Here is a 15,082-nt window from a genome sequence, read left to right as displayed (position 1 = left end):
GGTGCTGGATAGTAGCCTCCACCTGCTGCACCCGTTAATGCACCAGCTGTAAGTCCGCCTAACATGCCTCCAGCAAAACTTCCAGGGAAAAATCCACCGCCCCATGAGCCGCCACCCCAGCCCCATCCACCACCGTGATGATGATGATGATCATAATGATTGTGTCCACCATGATGATTATGCCCTCCATTATGATGGTGCCCGCCATGAGTATGACGATAATACAATCCGTTATTTTCTATATAATTCATGTTCCCTCTCTCCTTTTCCATTTTCTCATCTTAATAGATATTGTATGAATAGTACGGACCTTGTTGGTAACCTATATAATAGGAAGAATCCACGTAATATGGTTATCCCCTTTCCTATATAAGGGGCAAGGATTTTGTCCCTCCTACACTGTTTATTAACCAGCAAATAGCGGGCTAATAACGTAACAATATACTGTATGTAGGACAAATGCGGAAAGCATGAGGAAAATGTCTATATTTTGTAAAAAAAACAAAACACTTTATAATAAGAATGTCGGATTGTACCTTTTTATATAAGAATTCTATATTTAAGAAAGATTAGAGGAATTTTATAGCAATGAAGAAACCTATCGTTCAATTATTATTGGTATTTATAATTGTATCTATCGTACTCTTACTTTTAGATACGCCTATCCTCTCACTATATACCTTTTTCGGTGTATTATGGTCTCTTACAATCATAGGAATATCTTTCGTTATTTTTATCGAAAATAGATCTCCACAAAGCACCTTAGCATGGTTTTTAGTATTAGCACTTCTTCCCGTTGTAGGTGTGCTTTTATACTCTATTTTCGGGCGTAGCCGTTGGAGAAGAAAAAAACATCTCCATCGTTCAGAAGAACAAAGAAAATTATTCCGTGAAATATTAGAAGGAAGACGAGTAGAATTATCACTCACAGTCCCCTTACATGAGCGTTCTACACATTTAACAAAAGTTATACAAAAATTTGGAGGCGGACCTGCCGCAGATAGAACAACTACAAAACTTTTAACAAACGGAGATCAAACATTCTCAGAAATTTTGCAAGCTATCGAGCAAGCAAAACACCACATACATATTCAATACTATATTTATAAATCTGATGAGATTGGTACAAAAGTTCGGGATGCGTTAATAAAAAAAGCAAAATCTGGTGTTATTGTACGCTTCCTTTATGATGGATTAGGAAGTAATACGTTAAGAAGACGCTTTTTAAAACCTATGAAAGAAGCTGGGATTGAAATTGTTGAATTTGACCCTATTTTTTCAGCTTGGTTACTTGAAACAGTTAATTATCGTAACCACCGTAAAATCGTCATTGTAGATGGAGAAATCGGGTTTACCGGAGGACTCAACGTCGGTGATGAATATCTTGGCCGTTCAAAAAAATTCCCCATTTGGCGTGATAGTCATTTAAAAATAGAAGGAAAAGCGTTATATAAATTACAAGCAATCTTTCTAGAGGACTGGCTCTATGCATCTAGTGGGTTGAATACTTATTCGTGGGATCAATTTATGAATAGACAATACTTCCCAGGTAAAGAAATTTCAAATGCAGAAGGTGCTGTGCAAATTGTAGCAAGCGGACCAAGCTCAGATGATAAAAGCATTCGCAATACATTATTAGCCGTTATGGGATCTGCAAAAAAATCGATTTGGATCGCTACACCATACTTTATTCCAGATCAAGAAACTTTAACATTATTACGTTTAAGTGCAATATCTGGCATAGATGTACGCATTTTATATCCTGGTAAAAGTGATAGTATTATTAGTGATCAAGCATCACAATCCTACTTCACTCCACTTTTAAAAGCCGGTGCCTCCATTTATAGTTATAAAGATGGTTTTATGCATGCAAAAATTGTACTCGTTGATGATAAAATCGCGACAATTGGAACGGCAAATATGGACGTACGTAGCTTTGAATTAAATTACGAACTTATTAGCGTACTATATGAATCAGAAACCGTTCATGATATTAAACGTGATTTTGAAGATGACTTTAAGCATTCTACTGAAATTAAATGGAACGCATTCCAAAAAAGAAGTATCAAAAAACGAATATTAGAGTCTTTTATGAGGCTCATTTCTCCTTTACTGTAAGCAGTCAATGTAATATTGATTGCTTTTTCTTTTGTATTTCTCCTCTCCCCTTTTCTTTGCATACCATATTAAAACAAGTTATCATAAGATGTATTACTTTATGAAAATAATGTTAGGTGGGAAATACATGTTAGAACAATTTCATATACATGCTGATTTAAAACAACAGCTCTCAAACATTCACGAAAAGAATAAGCAAGAAGCTGGTGAAAATGCACATTTAATTGGTAAGAAAATATATAAAGCATCTGATAACAGCATTATTGAAGATGCTATTACAGCACTTCTTCTTGGCAAAAACATTCTATTAAAAGGGCCGACTGGTAGTGGTAAAACAGTACTAGCTGAAACTCTTTCTTCTTTATTCCAAAAACCAATGCATAGCATTAACTGTTCCGTTGATCTAGATGTAGAAGGTATTTTAGGATACAACACACTACAAACGAAAGATGGTGCATCTGAAGTTACATTTGTTAACGGTCCTCTTATGAAAGCAATGAAGAGCGGTCATTTCCTATATATTGATGAAATCAATATGGCAAAACCTGAAACGTTACCACTTCTTCACGGTGCATTAGATTACCGTAAAATGATTACTAACCCGTTTACACAAGAAGTTGTATACGGTGATGAAGAATATCGCGTAATCGCAGCAATTAATGAAGGTTACGTTGGTACAAGTGAACTAAACGAAGCATTAAAAAACCGTTTCGTTATTATTGAAGTTCCTTACATTCAAGGTGATACATTAAAAGAACTATTATTAGCTGAATCAAAATTAAATGATGTTGCAACAATTGAAAAGTTCGTTGCATTTGCAAGCGACCTTATGCCTTTAGCTCGTGATGGACGTGTAAGTGAAGAGGCAGCAAGTATTCGTGGCATTATCGACGCATGTGATTTAGGTGTATATATTCCTGTTATGCGTGCAATTGAACGTAGTATTATCGCAAAATTAAACGATGAAACAGAACAAATGACTGTCCGTGAATTAGCAGAAAGTTATTTCTTTGAGGGATAATTCATGAGACAAATTTTTAGTGACAAAAAAATTGATGCGTCGCTGTTTCTACAAATGGAAAACTTAATGTATGCTCTTCTAAAAGAAGACGATGCCTACCTTGAGTATGGCTATAAAGCATACTACGACGAAATTGAAAAAAAGGTTGTCATTAGTCACTTTTGGGATGATCGAAAAGAAGAGGATACAGTAATCGGATTAAAAAGCGAAGTGTTTTTAAAAGCACTTGGTAATAAACATTACTCGGACATGACTTTAATTCGTTCTTATGCGATTGAATTACAAGAATCACCCTTGAAAAAGTTTTTAACGCAATTATTTGTTCTATTAGAAGATTTACGTGTTGAGGAAATCGTAAAAAACTTACGCCCTGGCACAAAGCATGTTTTTAAAAGAAGAAAAGAAATGTATCGCAATTACTTCGGCTCACAAAATGAAATCAATCGTGTTCGTAACTATCACGGTGATCGTCTATTTTGTCTCTGCTATCTTTCATTAACGAGCGATAAATATGAAATGTTTAATAATGAATATTTCGAGCAAATTGAAGCCATTTTGCATGAAACATTCCAAGCTCGTAACACGGAAGATATTATGTATATCGTTGAGAAAATTCGCTATCGATTAGAAGAGCTTCTTGAAAGTGATATGCTTAATAATTATTTCGGACATGCTCCGCTTTATTTATCTGTCATTGCAGACGAAAAGAACTGTCGCGTCGAAGATTTAGCAAATGATGATACGCAGCTCATAGATGACGATGAAAATAAAAACAAAATGGATGAAAGTTTCTCGACATGGCATCGTGAAAATAAAAATAACGAAAACGAGAACTTTTTACGCTTTGAATTAGAAAGCGGAACAAAAACAAATATGATGGGTGACACTGCTCGTGAATCAGAAGATGGTGACCAAGCACTTGGCTCTGTACAAGGTACTTCTCAAAAGAGTACACAATCTAACTTTGATGGTGCTGATACAGAAGAAGCAAGAGCTTCACACGCTTCTGGCCAAAACGACGGTGCATACGGTAAGTATAACGTTGGTGCTTCTCATACATTTAAAGAAGCCCGCAAAGCAAATACCGATGAGAAAAAAGATTACCAAGCCATCAAATCAGTCGTTAATAAAGATGTAAAAGAATTAAAGAAAATTATCGAAAAAACGATTGAAAATAAAACGAATGCAAATAGTGATAAATATTACGGAAGACTTCGTAAGAAATTCCTTCGTATTTATACTGAAAAGCAACCGCGTATGTTTTATAAAAAAGGACAAGAATCACAAGAGCTCGACGTTGCATTCCAATTACTAGTGGACTGCTCTGGTTCTATGTATAACAAAATGGAAGAAACGAAAAAGAGTGTGGTCCTATTCCATGAAGCATTGAAATCTTTAAAAATCCCGCACGCTATTAGCGGATTTTGGGAAGATGCTTCTAGTGCTAAACCTGAAGATAAGCCAAACGTTATCCATGAAGTTGTAACGTATAAAAACTCAACGTTACCAGGCGTTGGTCCTGAAATTATGCAGCTTCGCGAAGAAGAAGATAACCGCGACGGATATATTATTCGTATCGTTTCTGAAAAGCTTGCGAAAAGACCAGAAAAGCATAAATTCTTACTTGTCTTTACAGACGGTGAACCTTCTGCGCTAGACTATCAACAAGACGGTATTTTAGATACGCATGAAGCTGTCAAACTTGCTCGTAAAAGTGGTATGGAAGTAATCGGAATCTTCATCGAAGAAGGCGAAGCGAAAGAAGCAACTTATCAATTAATGAAGAACATTTATAACCATCACTTCTTAGTTGCAAATCACGCTGAAGATTTACGTCTGAAGATTAAACCACTCTTGAAAAAGTTATTACTGAAGACGATTGAATAAAAAAACAGGAGCCTTGCGCTCCAGTTTTTTTATTTCAATCACTTTGTTTCTGGTTGAAACTTGTATGGAATGGCTACTTCTAATAATGCCTCGAATCCTCCATCGTAGAATGGGAATCGCTCATTTGCGATCGTTCGATCCACCCACTCTATTGCAGAAATTTCTTCTTCATCTTCCACAATCAGTTCACCTTTTACTACATTTGCTCGGAATGTAAAAAGTATTGCATGATTCCCTGATGCTTCAAAGAATTTTTCATTGATTGCAACAAGTCCACCTGCCACGGCAGTTAAACCTGTCTCTTCTTTCACTTCTCTTATTAGTGCTTCCTCTAATATTTCACCTTTTTCAACAGCCCCACCCGGCAGTGACCAAACGTTTTGTTCTATATTATGTACCATTAATATTGTATCTGTTTCTTCATCATGTATTAGTGCATATACGACGTCAACTCTTTGCACGTTGCTTTTCTCCTTCAATTAACTCAGCCATTGTAAATAACGAATGTAGCTGTAAGCCATCTTCTAATAAGTTTTCTCTTCCCTCTTTCGTTCGCTCAATCACGCCTAGAACATGGTGGACTTTCGCACCCAGTTCCCTTAAGTCTTTCGTGCTTAATAATATTTGACCGCCTGTCGTAATAACATCTTCAACAACACAAACATTTTTCCCAGTAATATCAACGCCTTCTGCTAACTTACATGTACCGTACTTCTTCGCTTCTTTTCTTACAAATACAACTGGTATACCTGTTTGTAAAGATAATGCTGTTGCTACTGGAATTCCTCCCATTTCTAAACCCGCGAGTACTTCTGTCTCAGGAGGAATGAGCTCTTTCAATTGTTTAGCAATTTCTAATAACAGTACTGGATTAGATTCAAATAAGTACTTATCCAAATATTGATTTGATACTTGTCCTGATCGAAGTTTAAATGTTCCCGTTAAACGTGACGTATTGTAAATTTCCTTTGCTAACTCCCATTTCTCCATTGTATCTCTCCCCTTTATGCACAAATTAACTCATTCTATCACGCTTATAATTGTTTGTATATTCCTAAAATACAAATAAAAGGGTCGATTCCTAAGAATCGACCCTTCCTATTAATTCATCACTAACTCAGCTGTGAGCTTTTTTTTTAACTTAGCCAACATGTCCGTTGTCATTTTGTCTAAATCGTACTCTGCTTTAAAGCCCCACTCTTTCATTGCTGCTGTTGCATCAATAGAGTTTGGCCAGCTATCAGCGATTGTTTGACGAGCAGGATCTACAGCGTAATCCATTGTAAACGTCGGGATGTGTTTACGAATTGATGCTGCGATCTGCTCTGGCTCAAAGCTCATTGCTGTAATATTGAACGCGTTTCTATGCACAAGTTTACTTGGATCAGCTTCCATTAATGAAATGATCGCTTGTAAAGCATCTGGCATATACATCATATCCATGTATGTTCCTTCTGCAATGTATGAGGTGTATGTGCCTTTTTTAATCGCCTCATAATAAATTTCAACTGCATAGTCAGTTGTTCCGCCTCCTGGAGGAGCTACGTAAGAAATTAAACCTGGGAAACGTACACCGCGCGTATCAACACCAAACTTTTGATGATAATAATCACATAGTAATTCTCCTGCTACTTTGTTTACCCCATACATCGTAGTAGGACGCTGAATTGTATCTTGTGGCGTATTATCTTTCGGCGTTGACGGACCGAATGCACCGATAGAACTTGGCGTGAAAAACTTACAGTTTAATTCACGAGCTGCTTCTAATGCATTTACAAGTCCACCCATATTTAAATTCCAAGCAAATAGCGGATTTTTTTCTGCTGTTGCTGAAAGTAAAGCTGCTAAATGAATAATTGTATCTACTTCATTACGCTTTGCAATATCATGTAGTTTTTGTCCATCTGTTACATCTAACGTTTCAAATGGACCAGACGTTACTACCTCACTATCTGTTTCACGAATATCTGTTGCAATAACATTTGATGCACCGTATACATCACGAAGTTTCATTACTAGTTCAGAACCAATTTGCCCTAAAGAACCGGTTACTAGAATTTTTTTCATTTTCCCCACTCCTCATTTGCAAGCTATTCAAAAGATGTCGTTACTTAAATGATGCCCATTTCTTTCCCTACTTTTTCATACTTACGAATTGCTTCATCTAACATTTCTTTCGTATGAGCTGCTGTAGGCATATTACGAACGCGTCCTGTTCCTTTTGCTACAGTTGGGAACACGATAGATTTTGCGTAAACGCCTTCTTCATTTAGACGTTTACTAAATTCTTGTGTTAATACTTCGTCACCAATAATACAAGGTGTAATTGGCGTTTCACTTTCCCCGATATTAAAGCCAAGTTCTTTTAACCCTTGTTTTAAATAGCGACCATTTTCCCATAAACGATCGTGCAACTCTGTGCTTTCCATTAAGATTTCAATTGATCTCATGCAAGCTGCTGCATCAGCTGGTGTTAATGCTGTAGAGAATAAGAATGGACGTGAACGAACTTTTAACCAGTCAATTAAGTTTTGTTTCCCTGCTACATATCCACCAATTACCCCAATTGCTTTTGATAATGTACCAATTTGGAAATCAACTTTATCAGACAGACCGAAGTGTTTTACAGTTCCTGCACCTTTACCAAGTACACCTGAACCGTGTGCATCATCTACGTATGTCATTAAATCTAATTCTTCTGCAATCTCAACAATTTCTGGTAGTTTTGCAACATCTCCATCCATTGAGAAGACACCGTCTGTAATTACCATTAATTTATTGTAAAGACCTGATTCTTTCGCCGCGATTGCTTTTTGGCGCAAATCTTCCATATCAGAATGCTTATAAACGATGATTTTCGCTCTTGATAGACGACTACCATCAATGATAGAAGCATGGTTTAATTCATCTGAAAGAATCGCATCATTTTTATCCATAACGGCTGAAATCGCTGCCATATTACAGTTAAATCCTGATTGGTAAGCAATCGCTGCTTCTGTATGTTTAAACTTTGCAATTGTTTCTTCTAATTTAATATGCAAATCTAAAGTACCGTTAATTGTACGAACAGCTCCTGCTCCAACGCCGTACTTATGAATAGCACCAATTGCTGCTTCTTGCAAACGGCTATCTGTTGCTAATCCAAGATAGTTGTTTGAAGATAAGTTAATATATTCTTTTCCGCCAATTGTAATGATCGGTCCATTTGAACTCTCAAGCGGATCAATTACGTTATAAAGCCCCTTTGATTTTAAATCCTCTAAATTTTCTTCTAAAAATTTCGCAAGTGTTTTACTAGACATTGTGAAGCCTCCCATCGTTCATGTAAGCGAATTATTGTCTTAATAGTTCCAATAATCCCTCTACTAGCTTAACACGTTTTCATAATTTATTATAGAAAAATAGTTTAAAGTAACCGCTTACAATTCTAGATTATATATGATTCATTACAAGAAATCTATCATTTACTTTTCATATTTGGTAGAATAAAAAAATATGAAAGGGGGCTTCAATCATGGCATTTACTGAATCTGATGTATATAATAACGAAGCATTTTTTAAACAATATATGAAACGAAGATACCGAGAAAATAGCCCAAATGAATCACTTGAAAAACCAGCCTTCTTTCAACTCATTGGTGATGTGAAAGGAAAGCAAATCCTTGATTTAGGCTGTGGGGACGCTAAATTCGGTGAGGAGTTATTAGAAAAAGGCTGCCACTCTTACACTGGTATTGAAGGCTCCGAACTTATGTATGAAAAAGCTAAAAAACAACTAGAAAATAAAAATGGGACCGTCCATTTTTTAAACCTCAAAGACTACCCATACCCTCCTGCTACTTTTGATTTAGTAACATCTAGACTCGCCTTACATTATATTGACCATCTTCCTATCATTTTTCAAAATGTGTACAAAACTTTAAAAACAAATGGAACCCTTACTTTTAGCGTTCAACACCCTATTATTACTTCTTCATTTAAAAGCTTGCAAACGAGCGGAAAAAGAACGAGCTGGCTCGTCGATGATTATTTTAAAATGGGAAAACGCGTTGAACCTTGGATTGACCAAGAAGTTATTAAATATCATCGTACAACAGAAGAATATTTTACATTGTTACAACAAGCCGGATTTACCATTACATCTTTAAAAGAGGCTACACCAAATCAAACTTATTTTCAGAGCGAAGAAGAATATGAACGACGTTTACGAATTCCCCTCTTTCTCTTATTCTCTTGCGAAAAATGAAAAAGACGATGAATCCTCATCGTCTTTTTCATTATCTCATTATTTGAGCAACCTCTTTACGTATACGTCTTCCTTTTCCATGTGGGATACAAAGTGGCGTCCCAAATAATGGATCCGTACTGATTTGACACTCCATCCGGAATACATCACGTACTAGCTTCTCATCTACTACTTCTTCCGGCTTACCTTGTGCATATATTTGTTTATCTTGAATGGCTACAATATTGTCTGCATAGCGGCATGCTAAATTTAAATCGTGTAATACCATAACAATTGTTCTTTGTTCTGTTTCATTTAATTCGAATAATAAATCTAGCACTTCAATTTGGTGAGTCATATCTAAATATGTAGTAGGCTCATCCAGTAAAATAATATCGGTATCTTGTGCAAGCGTCATTGCAATCCAAGCACGTTGACGTTGTCCACCCGAAAGAGCATGCACATCACGCTCAGCAAACTCTGTCATACCTGTTGCTGCAAGTGCTTTTTGTACCATTTCCTCATCTTTTTCTGACCATTGCTTCAGCCACGTTTGATATGGATAACGTCCTTGCTTTACAAGTTGTAATACAGTAAGCCCTTCTGGTGCTTGCGGTCCTTGCGGTAAAATTGCCATTTGACGAGCGATTTGCTTCGTTTGCATACTTTGAATCGCTTGATTATCTAACAAAATATCACCAGTTGTTGGCTTTAATAATCTAGCTAGTGAACGTAATAAAGTTGATTTCCCGCAACCGTTAGAACCGATAAAGATTGTAATTTCGCCTTTGGGAATTTCTAAATTCAGCTCATCAATAATAATTGCTTCACCATAAGACAACGTCAAACTTTTCGTCTCCAATGCTTTTTGCATACTCATCTCCCTTTATGAATTCCGACTTTTATAAAGTAAGTAAATAAAATAAGGTGCACCAATTGCTGATGTAAATACCCCTGCTGGAATTTCAAGTGGTGTGAAAACTGTACGCCCAATTAAATCTGCAGCGAGCACTAAAATTGCACCAACAATCGCCGCAACTGGGAGTAATGCACCATATAAAGAACCAACTAGTCTTCGTGAAATATGAGGTGCCATTAAACCGACAAATCCAATTCCTCCGGCAAAGGCAACTGCTCCACCAATTAAAGCTGTACTAAGTAATAACATGAATACGCGTGACTTCGTTAAAGGCACACCAAGTCCTACCGCAATATCATCCCCTAGCTCTTGCGCATTTAAATGTCTAGCAGCTATAAATGATATTACCGTTAAAATGAGAACCCATGGCGCAAGTACCATAACGTTTTGCCATGAAGAACCGTAAACAGTACCTGTAATCCATACATTCGCTTGACTCGCTTGATAGATTGGCGCTAACAACATAAACAAAGTCGTTGCCGCTTTCGTTAATGCCCAAAACCCAACACCAATTAAAACAAGACTAATTGGTGATAACCCGTCATTTCTCCATGCAAATAAATATACAAAAAGCGCTACAATCGTTGCCCCAGCAAAGGCTGCTAACGGCATATAATGAATGCTTACAGTTAACGCATTATTGTTATCACTAAATAGGGCTAAAAATAATACAACTGCAACACTTGCACCACCTGTAATCCCGATGATATCAGGAGAAGCCAGTGGATTTCGAACGAGACCTTGTAAAATACATCCGGCTACAGCAAGTGCGATTCCTACAAGGATGGCAATCAAAATACGCGGCATACGAAACTTATTTACAACCATATTGGACATCGCATCGCCATTTCCAGTAATCGCTTGCCATACATCATATGGAGCAATTTTCATGTCTCCCATACCTGCACTCGCAAAAAATAATCCTATTAAAACAACTAGTAAACTGACTAAGACGAGACAAGCTCGTTTATACATTAAAAACGAGAGCCCGCCTTTTCCTATACGAAACGGAATATACTTCTTCATTTGCTAAGCCCTCTCTTACGTGCAATATAAATAAAGAATGGTGCTCCGATAAATGCTGTCATAACCCCTACTGGTACTTCTTGTGGCATAATGACATACCTTGCTGCTATATCAGCTAAGATTAATAGTATTGCACCTAACAACCCGCTATACGGTACTCTCCACCTGTGATCTACTCCAACAAGAAATCTGGCAAAATGCGGAGTAACAATACCAATAAATCCAATTGGACCAGCGACCGCAACTGAACCACCAGACAGCAGGACAATAATAAATAGTACGAATGATTTCATTAAAATCGTTCGTTGTCCAAGTCCTTTTGCAACGTCTTCCCCCATCATTAATGTATTTACTTTTCCTGCCATCATAAGAGATGCAATCCAGCCTACTAATAAATATGGGAATACAGATTGTAAAATTTCTAACTTTCTTCCTTGTACAGATCCGGCAAGCCAAAATAATACCTCTTCAAGCGCCTTTTCATTTAACACAAGTAATCCTTGTGTTAATGATGAAAATAACGCACTAATTGCGACCCCCGCTAACGTTAACTTAAGAGGCGTTGTCCCTTCTTTTCCTAAAGAACTAGAAGCAAATACAAGTACAGCTGCAACTGCTGCCCCTAAAAAGGCAATCCACGTGAAAGCCGATAATGATGTCACGGAAAAAATAACAATTGCTACAACTATGAAAAACGCAGCACCTGAATTTAATCCAATAAAATCTGGAGAGGCAAGTGGATTCTTCGTTAAAGTTTGCATAAGACAACCTGCAATGGCTAAACTAGCACCAACACTAGCTGCAATTAATGCTCTTGGTAGACGCACATTTTGAATAATAATATGTTCATTGGAACCATTAAAATGAAAAAAAGCATCTAACGCTAATTTCCAGCTCGTATTTGTATATCCGAAAATAATACTTCCCCAAATACAAATAACGACTGCAATGATTCCAACAAATAACCCAATCCATTTTGCTTGATTTGTTTTTAATAACATGCAGCGTTTCCCCTTCAATGTATAATGATACGTTGTAAGTGTATTTCAACTTAATTCTCATTGTCAACGATATTGAGAATTATTTTCATTGACAATTGGACCATGAAGTATTATTATCATGCTTGCTATTGAAAAAACTTCTCAGTATGTAGGGGGTACATAATGAATTTAACACGAAAGAAATCGTTTACAGTATTTGTATTTTTACTAGCCTTTTCATTACTTTTAAGTGCTTGTGGAAAATCAAATACGAAAGAGGAAACAAAAGAAGACACGAAAAAAGAAATGATTACGGTTGAACATGCAATGGGTAAAACAGAAGTTCCTGCTACTCCAAAACGTGTAGTTATTTTAACAAATGAGGGAACTGAAGCTTTACTTGAATTAGGTGTGAAACCAGTTGGGGCTGTAAAATCTTGGACCGGTGATCCATGGTATCCACATATTAAAGATAAAATGAAAGATGTAAAAGTTGTTGGTGATGAAGGACAAGTGAACGTGGAAACAATCGCTTCTTTAAAACCAGACTTAATTATCGGTAACAAAATGCGTCATGAAAAAGTGTACGAGCAACTAACAGCAATTGCACCTACTGTGTTCTCTGAGACGCTACGTGGTGAATGGAAAGATAACTTCAAATTTTATGCAAAAGCATTAAATAAAGAAAAAGAAGGTCAAAAGGTTTTAGCTGATTACGATAAAAGTATGAAAGATTTAAAAGCCAAACTTGGCGATAAAGTAAATCAAGAAATCTCTATGGTTCGCTTCATGCCTGGTGATGTTCGTATTTATCACGGTGATACATTCTCTGGTGTAATTTTAAAAGAACTTGGATTTAAACGTCCTGGTGATCAAAATAAAGATGACTTCGCGGAGCGTAACGTATCTAAAGAACGTATTTCTGCAATGGATGGCGATGTATTATTCTACTTCACATTCGATAAAGGAAACGAGAAAAAAGGTTCCGAATTAGAAAAAGAATATATTAATGATCCTCTATTTAAAAACTTAAATGCAGTGAAAAATAATAAAGCATACAAAGTTGACGATGTTATTTGGAATACAGCTGGTGGTGTAATGGCCGCTAACCTACTATTAGATGATATCGAAAAACGCTTTGCTAAATAATATTTCCTTAACCAGCTCCCCTTCTATGGAGCTGGTTATTTTTCAATTCACTTAAATGTCACATTATTTCATTTTGTATTTTTATTCCCAATATGTTATATTATAAAAGTAAATAGAATATATTTTCTCTATATCAGAATAAATATTTTAATCTAAATTTTCTGATTAATCACTATTTTATTTTCTTTTAGAATTCAATTATTACATTTGAAAACGCTTATCATCTCGTTTTCAGGGCAAAATACAGTAACGGTTGAAGAAAAATAGAATTTTTTTAGGAATTTTCTTTCTATTTCCATATAATTCTATTGACTTCTAAATATTTTGTAAATTAAAATGATTACATAAATATCCGTTATACAGGATTAGGGGGAAACAAACATGGATGCAGCTTTAAAATTAGACAAAGCTGGAGAGCAACAATCACCAAAAAAACATCCACCAGGATTATATTTGTTGTTCTTTACAGAGGCATGGGAAAGATTTAGTTATTACGGAATGCGTGGCTTATTAGTTCTTTATTTAACAACGAGCTTAGTAAGCGGCGGTTTAGGATTTGATAAAGCAGTTGCAGTTCAAATTTACGGTATTTTCACAATGTTAGTATACTTCACACCAATTATCGGTGGTTGGTTAACTGACCATTTCATTACGAAGCGCCATGCCATTACTATTGGTGGTATCATTATGGCAATTGGTAACTTTGTACTATTTTCAATGAACACTAAAACTGGACTATTTTTAGGATTAGGATTATTAGTTATTGGTAACGGATTCTTCAAACCAAATATTTCGACTTTATTAGGTCAATTATATAGCGAAAACGATTCTCGTCGTGATAGTGCCTTCACTATCTTCTACATGGGAATTAACTTAGGGGCTCTTATTGCTCCATTCATTTGCGGTTACTTCGCAGATTATAGATACGGTTTCTTAACAGCTTGTATCGGTATGATTATTGGACAGCTTGCCTTTAATTTCTTAGCACCTCGTTACTTAGGGTCTATTGGAACAACTGTTGTCGGTAAAAAGTCTAAAGAAAAAAATGCAAAAGCAATTGAGAAAAAGCCTTTAACAACACAAGAGAAAAAACGTACTACTGCAATTTTAATTTTAACTTGTTTCGTTGTATTCTTCTGGGCAGGATTTGAACAAGCTGGTAGTTCTTTAACACTTTACACAGATAAGTTCGTAGATCGTACAATTGGTGGATTTACAATTCCAACACCTTGGTTCCAATCTGTAAACCCACTATTCATTATCTTACTAGCATTACCGGTTTCTGCATTATGGATTAAACTTTCAAAAACAAAAAATGGTGATTTAAAAATCCCAACAAAAATGGCTTTAGGTATGATTTTACTAGGGATTGGATATTTAGTTCTAACTTTAGCTGTATTAAAAACTGGTAGCGACGAAGGTAACATTACAATGAAAGCAAACTTACTATTCATTGTATTCACTTACATGTTCCATACAATTGGTGAATTATTCTTATCACCAATCGGATTATCTATGGTAAGTGCAATCGCTCCTGTTAAATTAGCATCATTATTAATGGGTGTATGGTTAGCTGGTACTGGCTTCGCAAACTTATTAGCAGGACAATTAGCTGCTTTCACTCAATCTTTAGGATATTTAGAAGTATTCGCAAGCATCGGTGTTATCGTAATCGTGCTAGGATTAGTACTTCTTATGTTCTCTAAGAAAATTGCACATATGATGGAATAAGAAATAAAAGACGCTTCTAAACATTT

The 15,082-nt window shown here is 36.1% G+C and carries 14 protein-coding genes; 6 read left to right on the top strand and 8 right to left on the bottom strand.

The genetic code is table 11. The annotated features are described in order from the left end of the window. Window positions 1–272, bottom strand: a 272-nt coding sequence (locus MR113_RS20865; RefSeq protein WP_242256607.1) for a cobalt transporter, incomplete at its 3' end; no start/stop codon positions are given. 316 nt (window positions 273–588) lie between these two features. Here MR113_RS20865 and MR113_RS20860 point away from each other — a divergent pair. From MR113_RS20860 to MR113_RS20850, 3 genes are all read left to right on the top strand, one after another. Then, on the top strand, window positions 589–2,118 hold the full coding sequence (locus MR113_RS20860) for a cardiolipin synthase (protein WP_242256605.1): 1,530 nt from the start codon (window positions 589–591) through the stop codon (window positions 2,116–2,118). Between the two features lie 127 nt (window positions 2,119–2,245). Then, on the top strand, window positions 2,246–3,139 hold the full coding sequence (locus MR113_RS20855) for an ATP-binding protein (protein ID WP_242256604.1): 894 nt from the start codon (window positions 2,246–2,248) through the stop codon (window positions 3,137–3,139). 3 nt (window positions 3,140–3,142) lie between these two features. Beyond that, window positions 3,143–5,026, top strand: coding sequence for a vWA domain-containing protein (locus MR113_RS20850; protein WP_242256602.1), 1,884 nt, complete (start codon window positions 3,143–3,145; stop codon window positions 5,024–5,026). Window positions 5,027–5,064: 38 nt separating this feature from the next. Here the strand turns inward: MR113_RS20850 and MR113_RS20845 are convergent, their stop codons facing one another. From MR113_RS20845 to MR113_RS20830, 4 genes are all read right to left on the bottom strand, one after another. Next, window positions 5,065–5,487 carry an NUDIX hydrolase gene (locus MR113_RS20845; RefSeq protein WP_242256599.1) on the bottom strand — a complete coding sequence of 141 codons (423 nt, stop codon included), beginning with the start codon at window positions 5,485–5,487 and terminating at the stop codon, window positions 5,065–5,067. Then, window positions 5,474–6,016 carry an orotate phosphoribosyltransferase gene (gene pyrE, locus MR113_RS20840; RefSeq protein WP_242256597.1) on the bottom strand — a complete coding sequence of 181 codons (543 nt, stop codon included), beginning with the start codon at window positions 6,014–6,016 and terminating at the stop codon, window positions 5,474–5,476. Before pyrE ends, MR113_RS20845 begins: the two co-directional genes overlap by 14 nt. 111 nt (window positions 6,017–6,127) lie before the next feature. Then, window positions 6,128–7,093, bottom strand: coding sequence for an L-threonine 3-dehydrogenase (locus MR113_RS20835; RefSeq protein ID WP_000723139.1), 966 nt, complete (start codon window positions 7,091–7,093; stop codon window positions 6,128–6,130). A 44-nt stretch (window positions 7,094–7,137) separates the two neighbouring features. Beyond that, the gene (locus MR113_RS20830) at window positions 7,138–8,328 is read right to left on the bottom strand and encodes a glycine C-acetyltransferase (RefSeq protein WP_000095914.1); all 1,191 of its coding nucleotides are present in this window, start codon (window positions 8,326–8,328) and stop codon (window positions 7,138–7,140) included. Between the two features lie 212 nt (window positions 8,329–8,540). On the opposite strand from MR113_RS20830, the gene MR113_RS20825 reads away from it, so the two are divergent. Beyond that, the gene (locus MR113_RS20825) at window positions 8,541–9,272 is read left to right on the top strand and encodes a class I SAM-dependent methyltransferase (RefSeq protein WP_242256595.1); all 732 of its coding nucleotides are present in this window, start codon (window positions 8,541–8,543) and stop codon (window positions 9,270–9,272) included. 31 nt (window positions 9,273–9,303) lie between these two features. On the opposite strand, the gene MR113_RS20820 is transcribed toward MR113_RS20825, so the two are convergent. The 3 genes from MR113_RS20820 to MR113_RS20810 are packed head-to-tail and all read right to left on the bottom strand — an operon-like array spanning window position 9,304 to window position 12,197. Beyond that, window positions 9,304–10,125 (bottom strand): ABC transporter ATP-binding protein, encoded by an 822-nt coding sequence (locus MR113_RS20820; protein WP_242256593.1) that lies wholly within the window; start codon window positions 10,123–10,125, stop codon window positions 9,304–9,306. 12 nt (window positions 10,126–10,137) lie between these two features. Next, complete coding sequence (locus MR113_RS20815) at window positions 10,138–11,196, bottom strand: FecCD family ABC transporter permease (protein ID WP_242256592.1); 1,059 nt, start codon at window positions 11,194–11,196, stop codon at window positions 10,138–10,140. Further along, window positions 11,193–12,197 (bottom strand): FecCD family ABC transporter permease, encoded by a 1,005-nt coding sequence (locus tag MR113_RS20810; protein WP_242256590.1) that lies wholly within the window; start codon window positions 12,195–12,197, stop codon window positions 11,193–11,195. The genes MR113_RS20815 and MR113_RS20810 overlap by 4 nt, the downstream gene beginning before the upstream one ends. 162 nt (window positions 12,198–12,359) lie before the next feature. On the opposite strand from MR113_RS20810, the gene MR113_RS20805 reads away from it, so the two are divergent. Beyond that, on the top strand, window positions 12,360–13,325 hold the full coding sequence (locus tag MR113_RS20805; protein ID WP_242256588.1) for an ABC transporter substrate-binding protein: 966 nt from the start codon (window positions 12,360–12,362) through the stop codon (window positions 13,323–13,325). Between the two features lie 381 nt (window positions 13,326–13,706). Next, window positions 13,707–15,056 carry a peptide MFS transporter gene (locus MR113_RS20800; protein WP_242256586.1) on the top strand — a complete coding sequence of 450 codons (1,350 nt, stop codon included), beginning with the start codon at window positions 13,707–13,709 and terminating at the stop codon, window positions 15,054–15,056. Window positions 15,057–15,082: the final 26 nt, after the last annotated feature.

The organism is Bacillus cereus group sp. BfR-BA-01379 (assembly GCF_022663605.1).
Lineage (GTDB): Bacteria > Bacillota > Bacilli > Bacillales > Bacillaceae_G > Bacillus_A > Bacillus_A mobilis.
The sequence above is the reverse complement of the archived record's forward strand: the minus strand, read 5'-3'. Positions and strand labels throughout refer to the sequence as shown.